Annotated in this window: 23 protein-coding genes; 19 read left to right on the top strand and 4 right to left on the bottom strand. The window is 38.2% G+C overall.

Going from position 1 to position 21,725, the window contains the following annotated elements; translation table 11 throughout:
* Positions 1-388: 388 nt before the first annotated feature.
* The 7 genes from AC0VXV_RS19900 (at position 389) to AC0VXV_RS19870 (ending at position 6,715) form a co-directional block, all read left to right on the top strand.
* Positions 389-1,597 carry a glycosyltransferase gene (locus AC0VXV_RS19900; protein ID WP_475529792.1) on the top strand — a complete coding sequence of 403 codons (1,209 nt, stop codon included), beginning with the start codon at positions 389-391 and terminating at the stop codon, positions 1,595-1,597.
* Entirely contained in the window at positions 1,563-2,306 is a 744-nt protein-coding gene (locus tag AC0VXV_RS19895) for an HAD-IIB family hydrolase (RefSeq protein ID WP_475529791.1), read from the top strand. The genes AC0VXV_RS19900 and AC0VXV_RS19895 overlap by 35 nt, the downstream gene beginning before the upstream one ends.
* A gap of 163 nt (positions 2,307-2,469) precedes the next feature.
* On the top strand, positions 2,470-2,808 hold the full coding sequence (locus tag AC0VXV_RS19890) for a CotD family spore coat protein (RefSeq protein WP_413079666.1): 339 nt from the start codon (positions 2,470-2,472) through the stop codon (positions 2,806-2,808).
* 172 nt (positions 2,809-2,980) lie between these two features.
* Positions 2,981-4,063 carry a type III polyketide synthase gene (locus AC0VXV_RS19885; protein ID WP_475531503.1) on the top strand — a complete coding sequence of 361 codons (1,083 nt, stop codon included), beginning with the start codon at positions 2,981-2,983 and terminating at the stop codon, positions 4,061-4,063.
* Between the two features lies 1 nt (position 4,064).
* A complete protein-coding gene (locus AC0VXV_RS19880) occupies positions 4,065-4,607 on the top strand; it encodes an isoprenylcysteine carboxyl methyltransferase family protein (protein WP_475531502.1) in 543 nt (180 codons plus the stop codon).
* 162 nt (positions 4,608-4,769) lie between these two features.
* Positions 4,770-5,909, top strand: coding sequence for a zinc-dependent alcohol dehydrogenase (locus AC0VXV_RS19875; RefSeq protein ID WP_475529790.1), 1,140 nt, complete (start codon positions 4,770-4,772; stop codon positions 5,907-5,909).
* Positions 5,910-6,073: 164 nt separating this feature from the next.
* Positions 6,074-6,715, top strand: a complete 642-nt coding sequence (locus AC0VXV_RS19870; RefSeq protein WP_475529789.1) for a peptidylprolyl isomerase — start codon at positions 6,074-6,076, stop codon at positions 6,713-6,715.
* Between the two features lie 25 nt (positions 6,716-6,740).
* Here AC0VXV_RS19870 and AC0VXV_RS19865 read toward each other — a convergent pair whose 3' ends face one another.
* On the bottom strand, positions 6,741-7,493 hold the full coding sequence (locus AC0VXV_RS19865; RefSeq protein ID WP_475529788.1) for a DUF2268 domain-containing putative Zn-dependent protease: 753 nt from the start codon (positions 7,491-7,493) through the stop codon (positions 6,741-6,743).
* A gap of 101 nt (positions 7,494-7,594) precedes the next feature.
* Here AC0VXV_RS19865 and AC0VXV_RS19860 point away from each other — a divergent pair, with 101 nt between their 5' ends.
* On the top strand, positions 7,595-7,852 hold the full coding sequence (locus AC0VXV_RS19860; protein WP_008407058.1) for a hypothetical protein: 258 nt from the start codon (positions 7,595-7,597) through the stop codon (positions 7,850-7,852).
* 38 nt (positions 7,853-7,890) lie between these two features.
* Here AC0VXV_RS19860 and AC0VXV_RS19855 read toward each other — a convergent pair whose 3' ends face one another.
* Complete coding sequence (locus tag AC0VXV_RS19855) at positions 7,891-8,739, bottom strand: DegV family protein (RefSeq protein WP_475529787.1); 849 nt, start codon at positions 8,737-8,739, stop codon at positions 7,891-7,893.
* Positions 8,740-9,263: 524 nt separating this feature from the next.
* On the opposite strand from AC0VXV_RS19855, the gene mqo reads away from it, so the two are divergent.
* The 8 genes from mqo to AC0VXV_RS19815 all read left to right on the top strand — a co-directional run bounded on the left by mqo (position 9,264) and on the right by AC0VXV_RS19815 (position 16,812).
* Positions 9,264-10,748, top strand: coding sequence for a malate dehydrogenase (quinone) (gene mqo, locus AC0VXV_RS19850; protein ID WP_475529786.1), 1,485 nt, complete (start codon positions 9,264-9,266; stop codon positions 10,746-10,748).
* Positions 10,749-10,845: 97 nt separating this feature from the next.
* Positions 10,846-11,325, top strand: a complete 480-nt coding sequence (locus AC0VXV_RS19845) for a methylated-DNA--[protein]-cysteine S-methyltransferase (RefSeq protein ID WP_475529785.1) — start codon at positions 10,846-10,848, stop codon at positions 11,323-11,325.
* Positions 11,326-11,370: 45 nt separating this feature from the next.
* On the top strand, positions 11,371-11,976 hold the full coding sequence (locus AC0VXV_RS19840; RefSeq protein ID WP_475529784.1) for a class I SAM-dependent methyltransferase: 606 nt from the start codon (positions 11,371-11,373) through the stop codon (positions 11,974-11,976).
* A 242-nt stretch (positions 11,977-12,218) separates the two neighbouring features.
* The gene (locus AC0VXV_RS19835; RefSeq protein WP_475529783.1) at positions 12,219-13,430 is read left to right on the top strand and encodes an ABC transporter substrate-binding protein; all 1,212 of its coding nucleotides are present in this window, start codon (positions 12,219-12,221) and stop codon (positions 13,428-13,430) included.
* A 76-nt stretch (positions 13,431-13,506) separates the two neighbouring features.
* A complete protein-coding gene (locus tag AC0VXV_RS19830; protein WP_079523531.1) occupies positions 13,507-14,382 on the top strand; it encodes a branched-chain amino acid ABC transporter permease in 876 nt (291 codons plus the stop codon).
* Between the two features lie 9 nt (positions 14,383-14,391).
* Positions 14,392-15,330, top strand: coding sequence for a branched-chain amino acid ABC transporter permease (locus AC0VXV_RS19825; RefSeq protein ID WP_475529782.1), 939 nt, complete (start codon positions 14,392-14,394; stop codon positions 15,328-15,330).
* Entirely contained in the window at positions 15,327-16,103 is a 777-nt protein-coding gene (locus tag AC0VXV_RS19820) for an ABC transporter ATP-binding protein (protein WP_475529781.1), read from the top strand. Before AC0VXV_RS19825 ends, AC0VXV_RS19820 begins: the two co-directional genes overlap by 4 nt.
* Position 16,104: 1 nt before the next feature.
* On the top strand, positions 16,105-16,812 hold the full coding sequence (locus tag AC0VXV_RS19815) for an ABC transporter ATP-binding protein (RefSeq protein WP_475529780.1): 708 nt from the start codon (positions 16,105-16,107) through the stop codon (positions 16,810-16,812).
* 67 nt (positions 16,813-16,879) lie between these two features.
* Here AC0VXV_RS19815 and AC0VXV_RS19810 read toward each other — a convergent pair whose 3' ends face one another.
* Both AC0VXV_RS19810 and rluF read right to left on the bottom strand, forming a co-directional pair.
* On the bottom strand, positions 16,880-17,605 hold the full coding sequence (locus AC0VXV_RS19810; RefSeq protein ID WP_475529779.1) for a DUF6904 family protein: 726 nt from the start codon (positions 17,603-17,605) through the stop codon (positions 16,880-16,882).
* A 51-nt stretch (positions 17,606-17,656) separates the two neighbouring features.
* Entirely contained in the window at positions 17,657-18,361 is a 705-nt protein-coding gene (gene rluF / locus AC0VXV_RS19805) for a 23S rRNA pseudouridine(2604) synthase RluF (RefSeq protein WP_475529778.1), read from the bottom strand.
* A 354-nt stretch (positions 18,362-18,715) separates the two neighbouring features.
* Between rluF and adh the strand changes: the two genes are divergently transcribed.
* From adh to AC0VXV_RS19790, 3 genes are all read left to right on the top strand, one after another.
* Positions 18,716-20,242: an aldehyde dehydrogenase gene (gene adh / locus AC0VXV_RS19800; protein ID WP_475529777.1), complete on the top strand. Its 1,527-nt coding sequence runs from the start codon at positions 18,716-18,718 to the stop codon at positions 20,240-20,242.
* Positions 20,243-20,259: 17 nt separating this feature from the next.
* Positions 20,260-20,616, top strand: coding sequence for a DUF779 domain-containing protein (locus tag AC0VXV_RS19795; protein WP_079523523.1), 357 nt, complete (start codon positions 20,260-20,262; stop codon positions 20,614-20,616).
* Between the two features lie 113 nt (positions 20,617-20,729).
* Entirely contained in the window at positions 20,730-21,704 is a 975-nt protein-coding gene (locus tag AC0VXV_RS19790; RefSeq protein ID WP_475529776.1) for a DUF4003 family protein, read from the top strand.
* Positions 21,705-21,725: the final 21 nt, after the last annotated feature.

The raw sequence follows: 21,725 nt of genomic DNA, 5'->3' as shown, positions 1-21,725 counted from the left end.
CAGACATATAAGTAAAAGAATTTATAGGTATTTTTCATCGTTTTTACTTATTTAATATAATAATAAAGTTTCATTTGTACTATTTTTTAGAATATTTTGTTTAATCGCTACCCGGTGCGGGAACGTATCAATCGAGCTAAAAAATAATTATTTTTTATTAGAACGTAAAATTCAATGCCCTTAATCTCTCTTCTATTTATTTGCTAGGTAGTGTAAGGGTGTTTGAATCAATTAAGAATAAAGGACAGCTTAAGAAGTTATAAATTCTACCTAGCTAATGGAGAGTAATTTATGAAAAGTTACCATCATTTCATTAAAAATCAGCAAGACAGCAGTAAAGTTTTACAGCTATGATTCGCTGCTTAAGAAGGAAAGGATGAGATTTCATTTGAGAAAGATATTATTTATTTCTGATCATGGCGACCCTTTAATTCCGCTTGGAAGTAAACAAGCAGGTGGACAAAACAACTATGTAAAACATTTAGCCCTGCAACTTGACGGACTTGGTTACAGTGTTGATATTGTTACACATTGGAGTGACGAACAAAAGCCGGCTGTTGAACAGTTGGGTGAGCTTAGTAAAGTTTACCGCTTTGCAGGTGGACAAAAAGGCTTTGTTGATAAGCGGCAGATGTTTACTTTACTTCCTCGATTATACGAAGAAATGACAGAAGCACTGGATATTAGCAGCTATGATGTTGTTCATACCCATTATTGGTTGTCAGGAGTACTTGCATATAATCTGCAGAAAGAATATTCATTTTACTGGTGCCACACAAATCACTCTCTTGCAATTGCAAAAGAGCAAGGTACTGGCTTTATAGAAAATAAGCGTAAGCACTTTGAAAAACTGATTATGGAACAAGCGGATGTAGTTATTGCTACTACTCCAAATGAGAAGCAGCAGATTGAAGTTTTTACAAAGAAAAAAAGTTCTGTATCCGTTGTGCCGGTAGGAGTTTCACCAGTGTATCTGGCGTCTTCTGAAGAAGAGGAACAGTTTGCATTTCCGTACTATTTTTATGCGGGCCGTTTAGAAACGTCAAAAGGGATTTTTGATCTTTTAAAAGGATTCAGACATATGCTGAAAATGCATGAAGTCCCTGATAACGTGAAGCTGCTTATTGCTGGTGGCTGTCCGGAGTCAGTTGATGTAAAGAACCATTGCCCGATAAGCGAACCGCTAAAGGAAGCAATCAAAGGAATGGAAGATCGAGTGTTATTCCTTGGCCCCAAAAACGAAAAACAGTTAAAGAGACTTTACTCAGGTGCATTAGCAACTATTATGCCTTCACATTATGAATCGTTTGGTATGGTAGCTGCAGAAGCACAGGCTTGTGGTTGTCCTGTAATTGCGACACATGTAGGTGGACTAAAAGATGTCGTTAAATCCGGAGTGACAGGTCTTCATATACCTAAAGCGAATGTGCAAAAACTAAGCGATAGCATGGCGTATTTCTTAAAGAACTCGCCTAAACTATTAAAAATGCGTCGTGATGCAAAACAATATGCGATAAAAGAATTTAACTGGTCTCTTATTTCCCGCAAAGTAAAGGAGCTGTATGAAAGAAAAAATGCTTACATTTCCTTACCTTAAACCTCGTGTTTTAGCAACAGATTTAGATAATACGATTGTTAGTGATAAGGTTCCGCATACTGAATTGTGGGAAACACTGGCACTTGAAAACACATCTCTTATATATATTACAGGAAGATATAGACAGTCCGCGATTGATTTAATCGAACGTGAACAACTGCCAAAACCAGACATTTTAATATGTGATGTTGGAGCTTCGATTTACCTTGGTCCCTCATATGAGCTTGATCAGGAATGGGCAGGTAACATTAAGCAGGAAGACTTTGAACAGGTTAATACAATAGCAAAGTCCATTGATATTGCCAGACAGCCAATTGATACACCTTGGCGATTGGCCTATTTTGCGAGTAAAATGCAAGTTCAAATACTTAAGCAAGCGATCAAGCAACATAATTTAGCAGTTGATCTTATTTTCAGCAGTGAAAGAGATGTAGATATTCTCCCTGCAAATATTAATAAAGGTGCTGCTCTGAAATATGTACTTAATAAGTGTCAGTATGATGGGGAGGTTGTTGTAGCAGGAGATTCCGAAAATGATCTCAGTCTTTTCAATCTCGGGTACCCTGCGATTGCAGTTGGAAACGCATGTGACGCCATATTGGCATTATCGGAAAATGAGCATATCCATTATGCAAAAGGACATGCTTCAGCCGGTGTAAAAGAAATATGGGGAAAACTTTACACATCAATTTCACAAAAGATTCAATAGGTTTTTACCAGACAATTACTTTCCTGACTTTACTTCGCTATTTTTATAGATAACTGCATATTCTTTAAAATTTGTTTCATAACAATAGGCAATTAAATAGGTTATTCCGAATTCCTTTCATAAGTTAGTAGAGATACATCAAGGTGAAGGAAGGAGGATAAAATTGGTTAATAGAAACTGGTTTAATTCATTTAATGATGAAAGAGGTCAATCGTTTTTCAATAATGCACAGCAATTGCCAACGCAAACAGGACCAACTCAATATGCATCACCGCAAATTTCACCAACGAGACAATATGTTCAAAGAAATGTATCAAACACGGTGGTGCCACATGTCCATCCATCACATTTAACAACGGTCAACCAACATTATATTAACAACCAACACTATTTCCCTCATACACAATCAGTTGTGAATGAGTGTTTCGAAACTAATACGATGTGTGGAACACCGTTTAGACCGAATGGCGGCTGTGGTTGTTCAAAACGAAGAGGCTGGTAAGTCGTTCTTCGATAGTTGTGGCTAAAGTTAATAAAAAAGATAATAGCACCGTCCTGTTAATGGATAGTGCTATTATTCATGGACAAGACCTCAAAATTTCCATCTATTTCTGTATATTTTTATGATTTTATTAATACATTGAAAGAAAATAATCATATAAGGAGAAATTACTATTCCAAAAATCGCTTCAGTAAGTACTCATACACCGCCTTTCACATTAGCTCAGACGAATATTGAGCAATTGACGAAAGAGCTTTTCCAACATAAAATTCCCAAGTTAGAACGGTTACTAAAAGTTTTTGAGAATGGCGAAATAAAAACAAGGAATCTGTGTGTTTCACCTGATTGGTATCGTGAAGACCATACATTTGAAGAACGCAATGAACTATATATAAAATTGGCTACTGAATATAGTGTTGAAGTTATAAAAAAGTGTTTAACAAACCGTTCCTTTTTACAACAGGATGTATCTACCGAAGATATAGATGCCATTATTTTTATTAGTAGTACAGGCATTTCAACGCCAAGCATTGATGCTCGCGTTATGAATATTCTTCCCTTTTCCAATGAACTAGTTAGAATCCCGATATGGGGGCTAGGCTGTGCAGGGGGAGCGGCAGGTATTAGTAGGGCGTATGACTATTGCAAAGCACACCCTAACGCAAAGGTGCTTGTCGTTTGTGTTGAGCTATGCAGTCTTACATTCCAAAAAGAGGATTATTCTAAAAGTAATCTTGTAGGTACTTCATTATTTGCTGATGGAGCAGCTTGTGCCCTTGTATGCGGCGATGATGTTGAGCTAGAGCAAAATGTCCCAATCCCATATATTAAGGGACGCGGCTCAAAGTGGATGCCGGATTCTGAAGATGTTATGGGCTGGGATGTAAAGAATAGTGGTTTGCATGTTGTATTTTCGAAAAGTATTCCGGTCATTATTTCAAAGTGGCTTGGACCGTTTATACATGAATTTTTAAATAAGCACGATGTTTCACCGGAGCAAATTAAGAATTTTGTAGCACATCCTGGTGGAAAAAAAGTGTTAACAGCTTATGAGGAAACATTGAATTTAACAACGGAACATACTGATGTTTCACGTGAAATATTGAGAAAAAATGGAAATATGTCTTCTCCGACAGTTCTGTATGTTTTGGAACAATTTATGTTAAACGAAAAAAGAGCGGATGCTTTAGGCCTATTGGTTGCATTAGGGCCAGGTTTTAGCGGAGAAGTAGTATTATTGGAATGGAGGGAGTAAGCTGGTTTTTTATATTGTACTAGCTTTTGTAATTATTCAAAGATTAGTAGAGCTAGTTGTAGCAAAGAGAAATGAAAAATTAATGCTTGCTAAAGGAGCATATGAAGTAGGTGCTTCTCATTATCCATTCATGATATTACTGCATACGAGCTTTTTTGTAAGTCTTCTTATTGAAGTAGTATTTTTCAGTGGACAATTTACACCGCATTATATATGGATCGTTTTATTTTTATTGTTGCAGATGTTAAGGGTATGGTGTCTATTTTCATTAGGATCTTTCTGGAATACGAAAATTATTATTTTACCGGGAGCAAATGTAGTAGCGAAGGGGCCGTATTCTTTTATCCGTCACCCAAACTATTTAGTTGTATGTTTAGAAATTGCTGTATTGCCGCTTATGTTTCAGGCATACTTTACAGCTATTTGCTTCACCATTTTAAATTTCATTATCCTGTCTATTCGCATTCCGATGGAGGAAAAAGCGCTAAAAGAAGGGACAGACTATACAGCTTATTTGGAACGAAATAATATTAAACAGCCGTAATATAAAGCACAAATCCTTATAGAGGGTTAGTGTTTTTTTGTCCGTCTATTGGCTAAGCAATAGTTGATTTTATGTATACTTTTTTGGCCGGGGGGTATAAGTTACAGAATGACACTTCACCGAAGTTTAATTCTAATACTTTATCCACCAGGAGGGGTCTTTTTGAAAGCAGTAACGTATCAAGGTGCAAAAAAAGTAGAAGTAAAAGAAGTTCCGGATGCAAAAATTGAAAAGCCAGATGACATTATTGTACGTATTACCTCAACGGCAATTTGTGGATCAGATCTCCATATTTATCGCGGGGCAATGCCAGCAAGAGAGGATTTTGTAATTGGTCATGAGCCAATGGGAATTGTGGAAGAAGTAGGACCTGACGTAACGAAAGTTAAAAAAGGTGATCGTGTTGTTATTCCTTTTAATGTCGCTTGTGGCGAATGTTTTTACTGTCAAAATCAGTTGGAAAGCCAATGTGATAATGCCAATGAAAATCCGGCAATTGATTCGGGTGCATACTTTGGATTTACAGAGCGCTACGGTGACATCCCAGGCGGACAGGCTGAATATTTACGTGTACCGTACGGGAACTTCATACCATTTAAAGTACCTGACAACTGTGAACTAGAAGATGAGGCACTACTGTTTATATCTGATGTATTGCCGACTGCCTATTGGAGTGTAGAAAACGCGGGTGTTAAAAAAGGCGATACGGTCATTGTGCTAGGTTCAGGACCAATCGGCTTAATGGTACAGAAATTTGCGTGGATGAAAGGTGCAAAGCGTGTAATGGTAGTAGATCCTCTAAGCTATCGTTTAGAGCATGCGAAAAAAACAAACAATGTAGAAATATTTAATTTTGATGATTTTGATGATGTAGGAAATCATCTACATGAAATTACCCATGGCGGAGCCGATGTAGTTATTGACTGTGTTGGAATGGACGGGAAAATGTCTCTTGTAGAAAAGGCGCAGCAAAAGCTGAAACTTCAAGGCGGAACACTGAGTGCAATTGATGTTGGTATAAAATCTGTTCGAAAGTTTGGTACCATCCAACTGACAGGTGTGTATGGTTCACTATACAATATGTTCCCATTAGGCAATATTTTTGAGCGTAATGTAACCGTGAAAATGGGTCAGGCACCAGCAATTCATTACAGTCAAATGCTTTATGATATGGTTGCTGAAGGGAAGATTGATCCAACAGAAATCATTACCCATAAAGTACCGCTATCTGAGGCAAGTGAAGCATATAAGAAATTCCATGATCATGAAGATCAAAGTATTAAATTCATTTTAAAACCATAGTATTTCCTTTCCTGTGGAATTTAAATAATAACGACCTTTACAACACCTAAACGTTGCAGCTGCAATGAATTAGGTGTTTTTTTGAAAACACTGCTTCCAATTGATGCTCTTATTTATACTTCCGTAGTATGATGGAATTATGTTGGAAAAGGAGATGAATTTGAGTGAAGAAGTTTTATCAAATCGTTTTATTTACAGTGCTAATCGCTATTTTAGCTGCATGCGGTAAGGAAACGCCGGAAAACGGAGAGCAGGAAACTAATGCAAATTATACTGAGGAAGTAACCGAAAATCCAATCGTTACCATTACAATGGAAAATGATAAAAAGATCGTTATGGAGCTAGAGCCAAAAACTGCCCCTAATACAGTGGCCAATTTTATCTCTCTTGTGGAAGATGGGTTTTATGATGGGCTAATTTTCCACCGTGTCATTCCCGGTTTCATGATACAAGGTGGAGACCCGGATGGTACAGGTATGGGTGGACCTGATTATGCAATTAAAGGAGAATTTACATCAAACGGATTTGAAAATACATTAGCACATGAGCGCGGTGTAATTTCAATGGCTCGTTCCCAAGATCCGGATTCGGCAGGCTCCCAATTCTTTATAATGACGGAGCAAGCAACGCATTTAGATGGTGACTATGCAGCATTCGGTAAGGTAACTGAAGGAATGGAAACAGTCGATGAGATTGTGGCTGCTGAACGCGGGAAAAATGATAAACCGCTGGAAGATCAAAAGATTAAAACAGTTGAAGTAGACACGAAAGGCTTTGACTATCCGGAGCCAGTCGTTCAAAAATAATATGTAAGGGAGTAACCGTAACTAATTATTCGGTTACTCCCTTTTTCCATCCTGCACCTTCTAATAAATAATGTGATGGCATGGACAGCAGTTGTTTTACATCATAAGGACCTTTCTTTTGTAAAAAGGCTTCAACTAATCGGTACCCGGTACAATACCCGATCCAAGGGGGTAAATTTAATGCCGAGTCCCCGAATAAAAACGCTTGATGTTCATGTAATCCTGGTACATGCAATGCTTGGGTGAAATGCGTATCCCAATAGCTTAATACTTCCTCTAAGGAATACCGTTTCGTCCAAGAACTTAATGCATATTCTCCATATAAGCTTTCCACCGCATGCTCGGCCAGTCCTTCCATAAGCAATGAATCAAGTAATGTAGGTGGTTCTATTAAAAATCTGCGCCTGCAAATATGATGATATTCATGGGTAAACAGCGCATGAAGTTCTTTTATTGTGACGCGGGGGGATACATACAAACAAATGCCATAAGGGTAGGCAACACCGTTTTTTACAAACCCGTTTTTTATCGGCAAAATGGCAACAGGTATATCAGGTCCGTCCCATAAACGTATTAATTCCTCTAATAGTCTTTTTGATATTTGCCACACATCCAATGTTAAGTGAAGTTCCTCATGTTGAAGCAACCCTTGTTGTAAAAGTTCAAATTGCACGGCTTCAGGTGGAAATCTAGGGAAAATGGATTGGATGATTGGATAGGCTGCCAGCTCACGATGCTCCGTTTTTTCAAACAATATTTTTGTATCAAGAATGGGCATGACTTTCTCCTTTTTTCTTAGTGTATGAACTAGACGATGCGCATGTATGTGCAAAAAGCTTGAACATATAGTAGAAAAACTTACAGAAAGGAGGAGAACTGATGAATCATCAAGAGGCGTATGATTTGTGCTGCAAACATCACGGAAAACGTGTGAGAATAAATGATAATAAAGGAAATGTCCACGTTGGAAGAATTACGAAAGTAGACAATCGTATGGTTTGGATTATGCCTGATAGAGCGGGCTATGGAATTGGGTTCTGGGGATTTGGTGGAGGATATGGAGCACCAGGTTTTGGCTATGGCATTGCATTAGGAGCAATTACAGGTATTGCACTAGCATCGATTTTTTTCTGGTAAAATAAAAAGGCCGGCACAATTTTGTGCCAGCCTTTATTTTATTTATCATTTGTAAAGAAAATAGCGATTGTTCCTCGACCTACATGTGCACCGATCACCGCACCGATTGTTGTTGTTTCAATTGCTTTAGGCTGAATCTTTTCTTTAATAGCAACTTTCACTTCATGCATTAATTCCTCATCGTTACTATGAGAAATACCAACGATCTTATTCGTGAAGTCACCGCCACGCTCTTTCATAAGTTCAGTCATACGATTAATCGCTTTTTTGAATCCGCGTGTTTTTTCGATTGGTACAAGCTTGCCATCATCCATATTTAAAATAGGTTTAATATTAAGTAACCCACCCATAAATGCACTCGCTTTTGAAACGCGACCGCCTTTTGCTAAGTGGTTTAAATCGCCTACTGTAAATAGATGTTCCATTGAATTGGCCATTGTTGTTAATTTTCCAACGGCATCATTAAACTCAATACCAAATTTATTTAAACGTACTGCTTCTTTTACTACTAAGCCTTGACCATAAGAAGCACATTTCGTATCAATAATTTCTAATTTCAAGTTCGGATAACTTTCCAATACCTGATTTTTTGCCAAAATTGCAGTTTGGCATGTACCAGACAGTTCTGATGAAAAGGCAATATAAACTCCTTCTTCACCGGATTTTGCTAATTCCTCAAAAGCGTTAATAAATACTTCTAATGAAACTTGTGATGTTTTAAGTTGCTCACCTTCAGCAATTGCCGCGTATACTTGGTCTGTTGTGATGCCAATAATGTCATCATACTCAACACCTTTCACTAATACGCGTAACGGAAAAAGCTGTACTTCTTCATTATCAAAAAATGATTTCGGTAAGTCAGAACCACTATCCGTATAAATTTTCATAAACATCCCCCTTATCTCACTCAGATTTGATTTTAGTTTTAAATTTAAATTATGAACTATTTACATTTGTCATGTATTTCTTATGATAACTGTACTTATTATATAATTTATGCAAAGAGCGATGCCTACTATTCTTACAAAATATTGCCGATATTTCAAGTTGATATTAATAGAAATTCCATTTAATGAAAAGTATATGCTTCTCATTGTAGCATAACTTTAAATAGACAAAATAGTTAGAAAAAGGTTGTTGGAAAATAAAGAAAAAATAAATAAATAATTTTAAGCTTCTACAAAATATGCTCACAAATGTTTCCTCTTTTCTCGCAAATGACAACCTTTTCACTTGCTTGCAAAGGCCCAGTCTGTATATATTTTAATCTTTTCACAATTGTGTTACACTACAATAAGGTAATAAATGATATAGAATCAATGGAATCGTCTCCTATATAGGGTTGTCGATAGTAAAATAGAGCGCTTACATTATTCTAAAAATCTTAATATATATGTAAGGGAAGGTAAAAATGAGTAACAAGCATATCAAATCAGACGTTATCTTAATTGGTGCCGGAATTATGAGTGCTACTTTAGGCACAATGCTTAAAGAATTAGCACCGGATTGGAAAATCAAAGTATTTGAGAACTTAGCTAAAGCTGGTGAAGAAAGCTCTCACGAATTAAATAATGCCGGAACTGGGCATGCCGCTTTATGTGAGCTTAACTACACAAGCGAGAAAAAAGACGGAACAATCGATATTACTAAAGCGATTAACGTTAACACACAATTCCAAGATTCACTACAATTTTGGACACACTTAGTTAACACAAAGCAAATCGAGAAACCGGAAGAATTCATTATGCCTCTACCGCATATGAGTATGGTACAAGGTGCTGGCAATGTCGAATATCTTAAAAAGCGTCATGCAGCAATGACAGCAAATCCATTATTCGAAGGTATGGAATTCTCAGATGATCCTGAAACACTAAAACAATGGATTCCTTTAATTATGAATGAACGTACTTCAAGTGAACCTATTGCTGCAACAAAAATTGATTCTGGTACGGATGTTAACTTTGGGGCGTTAACTCGTACATTAATCTCGAACTTACAAAAGCAAGATGTAGATGTAAACTACAACCATAATGTTTTAGATATTAAGCGTTTAAAAGATGGTTCTTGGGAAGTGAAAGTTCATAACAAAGAAAACAGTAAAGTTGAATACCACACTGCGAAATTTGTATTCCTTGGAGCTGGTGGTGGTAGCCTTGAGTTACTACAAAAATCTGGTATCCCTGAATCAAAACATATCGGTGGATTCCCGATTTCTGGTTTATTCTTAGTTTGTAACAATGAAGAAGTAGTTAACCAACACCATGCGAAAGTATATGGTAAAGCAGCGGTTGGCGCGCCACCGATGTCAGTACCACACTTAGATACTCGTTATATCGATGGTAAAAAATCATTATTATTCGGACCATTTGCAGGCTTCTCTCCGAAGTTCTTAAAAACAGGCTCAAATATGGATTTATTTGCATCAATCAAACCACATAACTTGTTGACACTACTTGCTTGTGGTGTGAAAGAAATGTCATTGAGCAAATATTTAGTTTCTCAATTAGTTCTTTCAAAAGAAGCACGTATGGAAGAATTACGTCAATTCATCCCTGCTGCTAAATCAGAAGACTGGGAAATCAGTGTTGCAGGTCAACGTGTTCAAGTAATTAAAGACACAGACGCTGGTAAAGGTACATTACAATTCGGTACTGAAGTTGTAACTGCACATGATGGTTCTATTGCAGCATTACTAGGTGCATCTCCAGGTGCTTCTACAGCTGTATCTGTTATGTTAAAAGTAATCAATCAATGCTTCCCGGAAGAAATGAAAGCTTGGGAGCCTAAGATTAAGGAAATGATTCCATCTTACGGTGAAAACTTAGTTGAAAATACAGCACTTCTTAAAGAAGTACATGAAACAACAACGAAAGCTTTAGGTTTAAACAAAGCATAATTGTTAATAGAAAGAACCTTTAATCATTGTCGGATTAAAGGTTCTTTTTTTAATAAAGAAATTACGCTATAGTAAAATTTGGAGAAGGAGGATTACGATGTATAAATTAGATTATGCTTCACCAATAGGCGTTATTGAAATTGCAGGAACCGAACATTTTATAGCATCGGTATTATTTGCAGAGCGAGAAGAAATGCTAAACTTCCCAACTAATGATACCCCTCAGCTATTATTAGACTGCCGCATAGAACTGGATGAATATTTTAAAGGTCAACGCAAAGACTTTTCGGTACTTTATAAATTAGAGGGAACGATGTTTCAAACATCGGTATGGCAAGCATTAACAACCGTTCCTTACGGAAAAACTGCTTCCTATAAAGAAATTGCCCTACAAATAGCAAATGAAAAGGCGGTCCGCGCAGTTGGGATGACAAACAGCAAAAATGTCATAAGTATTATCGTCCCATGCCACCGGGTTATCGGCCAAAATGGGAAACTTACAGGGTATGCAGGCGGTTTATGGAGAAAACAGTGGCTGCTTGAACATGAGCTTAAATATAGCTTCAATTTGGATTAACGTTATCGTAATATAAAATTTCTAACAAACTTGTGAGGTGAACGAATGAACGAACAGCAATATGATCATATGCTAAACATTCAAACGACCGGATATCAATACGGTTTCCCCAAATTAGCAAAGTACCATCGCTATGAACCAACACCTTACAGCGGGCTGGAACAATTATTCGAATGCTACGAGCTACCGGATAATGCACGTTTTCTGGATATCGGCTGTGGAAAAGGGCGAGTTCCTATTTATATATATCATCGCTTCCATATTCCCGTTAAAGGTATTGAAATGGATCAGAAGTTTTTTACAGAAGCAGAGCATAATGCAGAGCAATATTTAAAAAAAGTAAAGAAGAAACAAGCACCGATTCAATTTTTGAATATCATTGCCGAAACATATGAAATTACAAAGCATGATAATGTCTTTTTCTTCTTCAACCCCTTTTCGATCCATGTATTTCGTGAGTTTATGAAGCATGTTATGGATTCCATCACTCTGTATCCGAGAATGGTAGATATTATTTTATATTATCCATCCTCTGAATATATGGATTTTTTACAAGAAGAGCAGTTACTTCATTGCTATTTAGATATAAAATTACGACATGAAAAAAATGAAAATGAACGTATCGTCGTTTTTCGGATTCCGGAAAAATAAACGGCGATTTTTTTATTAATAAAATAATAAACTGTAAATTTAGAATACATAAAATTAGCAGAATAATCGTACTAGACTAATAATTATTATTCGTTTACAATACAGAAGTTGGAATGATTGTTTATATTATTCTCGTAAACTTTATTCTGAATATTGAAAATTTAGATTGTGCGAATGTAAGGTATTGGTTATAATTATCAGAAATATCTAACATTTGGAGTATGACTAAGGGGGAAATGATGATGACAAATCACAAAAAGACAAAAAAGTATGGTTCATTATTCATGGCAACAGCATTATTAACAGGGGTGTTGGCTGGGTGCGGTGATGATACCTCTAGTTCTTCTGGATCAGGTGGCGGCGATAATGCAGCTGGCGACACTATTAAAATCGGAGCAAACTTAGAATTATCTGGTGCTGTAGCTTCTTACGGATCATCGATTAATGATGGTGCAAAATTGGCGATAGAAGAAATTAATGCAGCAGGCGGTATAGATGGCAAACAGCTGGAGTACATTCCAGTCGACAATAAATCAGAAACAGCTGAGGCAACTTCTGCTGCGATGAAATTGGCAGAACAGGAAAAGGTAGTGGCAATGTTGGCGCCGGCTACTTCAGGTAACTCGGTGGCAACGGTACAAATTGCAGCTCAGCATAAAGTTCCAATGGTTACAGGCTCAGGTACTGCGCCAAATGTAACAGTAAACGAGGATGGCTCAATAAATGAGTATGCATTCCGTACATGTTTCATCGACCCATTCCAAGGGACGGTAGCAGCAAACTTCGCGACTAATGAACTACAAGCTAAAAATGTGGCGATTTTCGCGGATAATGCTTCAGATTACGCAAAAGGTTTAGCGGCATCATTCAAGGAGACTATTTCTGCAAACGGTGGAACAGTAGTTGCTGAAGAGGCGTATGTTGCTAAGGACGTAGACTTTAAATCTCAATTAACAAACATTAAAGGGAAAAATCCTGATTTCATTTTTATCCCTGGATACTATGAGGAAGTAGGAATCATCGTAAAACAAGCCCGTGAATTAGGTATTACCGTTCCGTTAATGGGTGCTGATGGTTGGGACTCGCCAACTTTAATTGAATTAGCTGGTGCTGATGCGTTAAATAATACGTTTATTACGAACCACTACTCGTCTGAAGATCCGGATTCAAAGATTCAGGATTTCGTTAAAGCATTTAATGATGAGTACAGCCAATCACCAAACGCTTTCCATGCATTAGGTTATGATTCTATTTACTTTATCGTAGATGCGATTAAACGTGTAGATGGAGACATTACAGGTGAAGCAATTCAGAAGCAGCTTGCAGCAACGAAAGATTTAAGCTTAGTAACAGGTACTTTCACAGTTGACGAAAACCACAACCCAGTAAAATCAGCAACAGTTCTAGAATTCGTAGACGGCAAACAACAGTTCAACTCTAAAGTTAATCCTTAATTTTTTACGAGTAAGGGGGGCGGAACTAGCCTCCCTTTTTTTTTCATACATTAATAGAGAAAAAGGAGTGAACTGTATGGAATGGATCCAACAATTAGTGAATGGTATTTCGCTAGGTAGTATTTATGCATTAATCGCACTAGGCTATACGATGGTATACGGAATTATTAAGCTCATCAATTTTGCCCACGGTGACGTTTTCATGCTTGGTGCTTTTATCGGCTTTTATGCTATTGCGCGTTGGGAAATGAATGTCTTTTTAGCCCTTATTATCGCGATGATATTATGTGCTGTCATCGGAGTAATTATAGAGCGTGTCGCTTATAAACGACTGCGAAATGCAACTCGGATTGCAGCTCTTATTACGGCAATTGGTGTCTCACTGTTAATCGAGTATACGGTAATTTTCTTTAGAGGTCCTTCTCCGGAGGCGTACCCGAATGTATTTGCAACGAAGAATATTGAAATTTTCGGTGCACAGATCAGTACATTAGCGATTTTTATTTTATCTGTTTCGATTTTCTTAATGATCTTATTACAATTCATTGTTCATAAAACAAAAATCGGTAAGGCGATGCGCGCCGTCTCCCATGATGCAGATGCAGCTCGCTTAATGGGCATTAACGTAGATAATACGATTTCAGCCACATTCGCAATTGGTTCAGCATTGGCAGGAGCTGCGGGCGTAATTTTTGGTATTTACTATACACGTATCGATCCGTTAATGGGGATTATGCCTGGTATTAAAGCTTTCATTGCCGCTGTTTTAGGTGGTATTGGCATTATTCCGGGGGCAATGGTAGGCGGTCTTGTACTAGGGGTTGTTGAAACAGTCGTTTCGGCGCTCGGATATTCTTTATGGCGAGATGCAGCCGCATTTGTCATCCTGATTTTAATTCTAATATTACGTCCAGCGGGTATTTTCGGTAAAAATACTCGCGAGAAAGTGTAGGTGAACAGCATGAAAAAATCGAAAATCTTTTGGGGTTATGCCGTCCTAGCACTTGTGATTTATGCAGTTGTTCAATTAATGATTTCCAACGGTATTATCCAGTTCTACTATCAAAATATGTTCATCGCAATGTGTATCAATATTATTTTGGCGGTAAGTTTACACGTCATTATCGGGGTTACAGGTCAGTTTTCGATAGGGCATGCAGGTTTCCTGGCTGTCGGAGCTTACATATCGGCTATTTGTACAATGAAATTTGGCATGCCATTTATTACAGCTATTTTAATTGGTGCTATTGTTGCAGCACTTGCCGGATTACTTGTAGGTATTCCATCACTTCGTTTAAAAGGTGACTACCTGGCGATTGCGACGCTTGGGTTTGCAGAAATCATTCGAATTGTATTTGTGAATACCGATTATGTAGGTGGTGCAGCAGGCTTGCAAGTTGCCCATCAGTCTACATGGACATATGCCTTTTTTGCAACTTTCATTACCATTCTTGTCATCTCCAATTTTACGAATTCGCGCCACGGTCGTGCGTGTATTTCGATACGGGAAGATGAAATCGCAGCTGACGCAATGGGTATCAATACAACGTATTATAAGGTTGTCGCATTTGCAATCGGTTCGTTCTTCGCTGGAGTGGCAGGTGCAATCTATGCCCATAACTACTATATTATTCAGCCGACTGCATTCGGATTTTTGAAATCTTTCGATATATTAATATTCGTCGTATTGGGCGGTTTGGGCAGTTTATCTGGTTCTGTTATTGCTGCAGTATTATTAACATTCGTTTCTACGTATTTACAGGACTTCCCGGAAACGCGGATGATTATTTACTCACTGATTTTAATATTAGTTATGCTTTATCGTCCTACAGGTTTATTAGGCTCAAAAGAGATTACGGCATACTTCAAGTTTGGTAAAAAAGGAGGTACACGCGTATGAGCAGTGCACTTCTAAAAGTAGAGAACCTAGGTATTCAGTTTGGTGGTTTAAAAGCTGTTCAAAATGTAGAAATGCATATGAATCAAGGAGAATTGATCGGTTTAATCGGCCCGAATGGTGCAGGGAAAACAACAACATTTAATATGCTGACAGGTGTATATGCACCAACGGAAGGCACAATTCTATTCAACGGAAAATCAATTGGCGGTTTGGATCCTTATAAAGTGACACGCCAAGGAATTAGCCGGACATTCCAAAATATCCGCCTATTTAAAGAGTTATCTGTACTGGATAATGTAAAAGTCGCAAACCATGGTTTGGCAAAACATAATTTAGTGTCGAGCATTTTCCGTTTACCAAGTCACTTTAAAGGCGAAGAGAAAATGGAACAGGAGTCATTGGCATTTTTGAAAATCTTCGGGCTTGATGTATACCGGGATGAGCTTGCGAAAAATTTGCCATACGGAATGCAGCGTCGACTGGAAATTGCCCGGGCATTGGCTGCCGCACCAAAGCTACTATTGCTGGATGAACCGGCAGCAGGGATGAATGCAAAGGAAACACATGATTTGATGGAACTTATTGCTTTCATTCGTAAGGAATTTAATTTAACAATTTTACTGATCGAACATGATATGAACTTAGTTATGGGGATTTGCGAACGGATCTACGTGCTTGATCATGGACAATTGATTGCTGATGGAACACCTGATGAAATACGTTCAAATCCGAAAGTAATTGAAGCGTACTTAGGTGAGGAGGTTACAGAATAATATGCTAAAAATTAATGATATCGATGTTTTCTATGGTAATATCCAAGCATTGAAAGGAATCTCCCTCGAAGTAAAAGAAGGTGAAATTGTTACACTAATCGGTGCCAATGGAGCAGGGAAAAGCACATTGCTAAAAACAATTTCAGGTTTACTGAAACCAAAGCGCGGCTCGATTGAGTATTTAGGTACGGCAATTGATGGAAAGCCGGCACAATCGATTGTAAAGGCAGGAATCTCCCATGTACCGGAAGGCCGTCGTGTATTCTCAAATATGACAGTGGAAGAAAATCTGGAATTAGGTGCCTATTTACGAAATGACAGAGAGGCTATAAAAAAGGATTTAAATCATGTATTTGAGTTATTCCCTCGTCTGTTAGAACGACGTAAGCAGCTTTCAGGGACGTTATCAGGCGGTGAACAGCAAATGCTTGCGATGGGCCGGGCTCTAATGGCTAAGCCAAAGCTGATCATTATGGATGAGCCATCAATGGGTCTTGCTCCACTCATGGTAAAAAACATCTTCAACATTATCGAAATGGTTAACAAAGAAGGCGTGACGGTACTGCTTGTAGAGCAAAACGCCCACATGGCATTATCAGTTGCCCACCGTGCCTATGTTTTGGAAACAGGCAAAATCGTCCTGACAGGTTCAGCAAAAGAACTGCAGGAAAGCGATGAAGTAAGGGCCGCTTATTTAGGCGGATTATAAAATGAAAACAAGTCCGCTACTTTCAACTTGAAAATAGCGGACTTTTATTATTAAGGCTCCTAAAAGGCTACCAAACGATGGTATCCTCTTCCGGATATTTGAAAGTGAGCTCCACTTCATGGATTGATTGCTTTGAAATGCTTGTCACCCCTAAAAGCTGCTGATTGAGCACTTTATATGTCTCATCCTCTGTTAAAAAGCGTAAAGCGAACGATGTAATATGTGCTGCACGTTCCTCTTTGGATAATGATAAATACTCCAAATTTAAAATATCAACATACTGTGTTGCATACTGATGGAACAAAGGTGAATTAGTATGAAGCCTCGTTAAGAATGCCACGTAATGCTCCTTTGTCATGAAAGAGGCGATTGCGTCAGCAACAAGTGCTTGGAATTTACGAACCGATGTAACAGCGATGCTCCACTCCGAATTATTTATAGGCTGTTTATAAAGAGAAATGAAATCATTTAATGCTAGTGCTGCAAAGACAAGTTCAGGTAATAAAAAATTGACCCCGTAATAAATATTTCGTTCTGGAATAATGGCGTTCATTTTCTTTTTCGTCTCTTTATTCATACCATTCGCCACGAAATCAATTTGTTGTTCGCCTTTGGAAGCCTGGCGCATTTTTAAACAAAATGATAATAGGCGCTGTCTTACTCCTTCATAATGAAAGTAGCGCTTTTCTTCCCCGATTACTTCATAAATTGCATGAATAATATCATCTAAATCCCAAAAATCTCCACTTACCGTTAATCCTGTTAAATTTTCAGTTGGTTTAATTGTCAGCATGATGATACCCCCTTTGCATGTAGAAGCACGTTCACATTATGAGAACAGTCCTTATTGCTTTGATGTGTAGTTCAGTAATTGGAACAGTTCATTTCTTTCTTTATCTGTAAGGTCACGCCACTGTCCGACTTTTAAATTGCCGATATGAATATTCATAATACGAATGCGCTGTAATCGCTGTACAGAATAGCCAAGAGCAGAACACATACGACGAATTTGGCGATTTAATCCTTGCTCTAAAATAATTTTAAATACTTTTGAAGATACCTTTTCTACTCGGCAAGGTAATGTCGTTGTATCTAAAATTTCCACTCCCGAACTCATGTCACGAATAAATTGATCAGTAATCGGCTTGTCTACCTGCACAACATATTCCTTTTCATGGTGGTTTTCTGCCCGTAAAATTTCGTTGACGATATCTCCGTCATTTGTAAGAAGCAGTAATCCTTCTGAATCTTTATCCAGACGTCCGATATGGAAAATACGGAGCGGGTGGTTTACAAAATCCACAACATTTCCTTCAATATGTTTTTCCGTTGTACTCGTAATTCCAACTGGTTTATTCAGTACAATATAGACTAATTCTTCCTGTCTCTTTACAGGCTTGCCATCAACTAATACTTCATCGCCTGTTTCAACTTGACTGCCGTTTGTCGCAACAACCCCATTGATTTTTACACGGCCGTCTTCTACCCATTTATCTGCACCACGACGGGAAACGATGCCTGTTTCTGCTAAAAATTTATTGATTCTCATAATTTTTCACCTACTAATAGAATATCTTCAGTATACATGAGTTTATCTGTAATTTTGTAATACTTCGTTCAAAATGACGCTTGATTATATAATGTACAAACCTATCTTTACTGGAATTTACCCATTTTATACATTTTTATTATAGTATTCTCTTCATTTTCAGTATAACAGAGTGAAGAATAATAAAATAATCAGAAAATCGTAGTTTAATATTTGAAATGATTCAACTTTTCTGACAATATAATAGATGAAGATACCTCTCACGGAAGAGTGAGCTTTACAGCATGAATTTCAGCACTGCCTTTTTATGAGAAGGTATGGTCACCATAATTTGTGCAAAGGGGAGAGATTTCAATGGCAGCAGTTTATCAAAATCCAAACACGGATGGCGCATTAGTAAATTTCAAGGAGCGTTACGACAACTTTATCGGTGGTAAATGGACACCGCCAGTAAAAGGGGAGTACTTCGACAATATTACCCCTGTAACTGGTAAAGTATATACCCAAGTGGCGCGTTCTACGGAAGAAGATATCGAGCTTGCTTTAGATGCAGCACATGCAGCAAAGGATGCCTGGGGTAAGACATCAGCAACTGAGCGCTCGAATATTTTACTTAAAATTGCAGATCGTATGGAACAAAATTTAGAAATGCTGGCCGTTGCAGAAACATGGGATAACGGTAAGGCAGTACGTGAAACATTGAATGCAGATTTACCTTTGGGCATTGATCACTTCCGCTACTTTGCGGGTGCTTTACGCGCACAGGAAGGGTCTCTTAGTCAGATTGATGAAAATACAGTGGCATATCACTTCCATGAGCCGATCGGTGTAGTTGGACAAATTATTCCATGGAACTTCCCGTTATTGATGGCTGTCTGGAAATTGGCACCTGCTTTAGCTGCAGGAAACTGTGTCGTATTAAAGCCGGCTGAGCAAACACCAGCATCCATTTTAGTGCTTGTTGAGCTAATTGAAGATTTACTTCCGCCAGGTGTGCTGAACGTTGTGAATGGCTTCGGTTTAGAAGCAGGAAAGCCGTTAGCTTCGAATCCACGCATTGGTAAAATTGCGTTTACCGGTGAGACGACGACAGGTCGCCTTATTATGCAATATGCATCACAAAATCTAATTCCGGTTACTCTTGAATTGGGCGGTAAATCACCGAACATTTTCTTTGAAGATATTATGGATGCAGACGATGCATTCTTGGATAAAGCGGTGGAAGGCTTCGTATTATTCGCTTTAAACCAAGGTGAAGTATGTACATGTCCTTCTCGTGCACTTATTCAGGAATCGATTTACGAGAAATTTATGGAGCGCGTATTAAAGCGCGTAGAAGCAATTAAAACAGGTAACCCTTTAGATACAGATACAATGATGGGTGCTCAAGCATCATCGGAACAAATGGAGAAAATCCAGTCCTATTTACAAATCGGTAAAGAAGAAGGCGCGGAATGCTTAATCGGCGGCGAGAAAAATGATTTAGGCGGCGACTTTGCAGAAGGCTACTATATTAAACCGACTGTATTTAAAGGTCATAATAAAATGCGTATTTTCCAAGAGGAAATCTTCGGTCCGGTTGTTGCTGTAACAACATTTAAAACGAAAGAAGAAGCTTTGGAGATCGCAAATGATACATTATACGGATTGGGATCAGGTGTTTGGACACGTGATATGAATACCGCTTACCGTTTTGGCCGCGGCATTCAGGCAGGACGTGTATGGACGAACTGCTACCATGCATATCCGGCACATGCGGCGTTTGGCGGCTACAAAATGAGTGGTGTAGGACGCGAAAACCATAAAATGATGTTAAGCCACTATCAACAAACGAAAAACCTTTTAGTAAGCTATGATGAAAACCGCTTAGGCTTCTTCTAAGAGAGGGGATGCAAAATTTGGTTGAACGTGTTATAGCAACCGATGCAGCACTGCAATTAATCGAGAAGTTGAAAGAACGCCACGGTCCGGTTATGTTCCATCAATCCGGAGGCTGCTGTGATGGTTCGTCCCCAATGTGTTATCCTGATGGCGATTTAATTATCGGCAACCAGGATATATTGCTTGGTCATATTGGCGGAAGTCCGTTTTATATGCACAAAAACCAATATGATTATTGGAAGCATACACAGATTATTATTGATGTCGTCGATGGACGTGGTGGTATGTTTTCGTTGGAAGGCGTCGAAGGGAAGCGCTTTTTATCTAGATCAAGGGCCTTCACAAAAGAAGAGCTTGATGAGCTTCAAGTATAACGTTATAAAAGGGAATGCTGGTTCGACAATCAGCATTCTCTTTTTTTATGAAAAAGCAAATTTTTTTCACTTCAAAAATTTTGGCGTATAATTATAAGTAGGAGTGTGAACTGATGGATCAAACAGCTTTTATACAATTACTTAAAAACAATAATGAGCGGATGGAGCTATTTTTCGGTGCGGATGTTCAAAGCAATGCCCGGATACCGTTAGCGGTGCAATTTACATTTTCACGTGAAACATTTAACGGTCCTTTATTCGAGAAAAATGTAAAAGATATACATAGCCAAAAATCCAAGCAATCATTCTTCGAGTTCTTCTCTACGACATCAAATAGATCGGTTTTAACGTATAAAATGTTAGCCCATTTCGTCTTGCATCCGCAGCCTGAACAGGAGCTTCAGCGAGTAAGTTTCAATGAAAAGGCGTTATTGAAAGCAGGGTTTAAAAGCAGTGGTTATCAACGAATTGCAGCGCTTTTTTTAGGAGACGAAGCACATGCAAAAAAAGCAAAAATCTTACATGACGAAATGAAAAAGTATCATTTCTTCCTGACGGGCAAAGATGATATCCCGTATGCGGTTTTAATGACGAAGAAGCAAAGTGACCCGGTTAAGCTCGCCGAAACAATGCGGAAATACTATGTTGCATTACACGGTAAAGGGTTTAAAAATGGAGATGCCCTACAGGCACTGACACAGCTATTGCCATTGTATGACGAAGAATTCCAGCCTGTATTAGTAGATTATGTAGTTGCGATGAAGCAGTCATTTATTAATAGTGGCTTGAAAGTAAAGAAAAGGTTTTATCCATATTTAGCTTTGCTTGCTTTAGCAGGAGCTACATCGGAAGTTGTCGATGAAATTGTAGAAATGGAACAGACACTCGTCAAACTTCCGATGTATGTGGATATGCAAGCGTATGCTTTAATGACCGCTGCCCAGTATGTGCTGAAAAGTTTGATGGAAAACAATATGTTATCCGATTTCAAAGATAGTTTATTATTTATGCAGGCTCTTGCGATGAGCGATTATATAGGTGATATCCCATTTTTATTAGCATTCGATATTCTCGATATATTTTTTTAATTTGGGTAAACAATAGTAAGG

It is taken from the genome of Solibacillus sp. iso_87, assembly GCF_056173085.1.
This window is presented reverse-complemented; position numbering and strand designations above follow the sequence as displayed.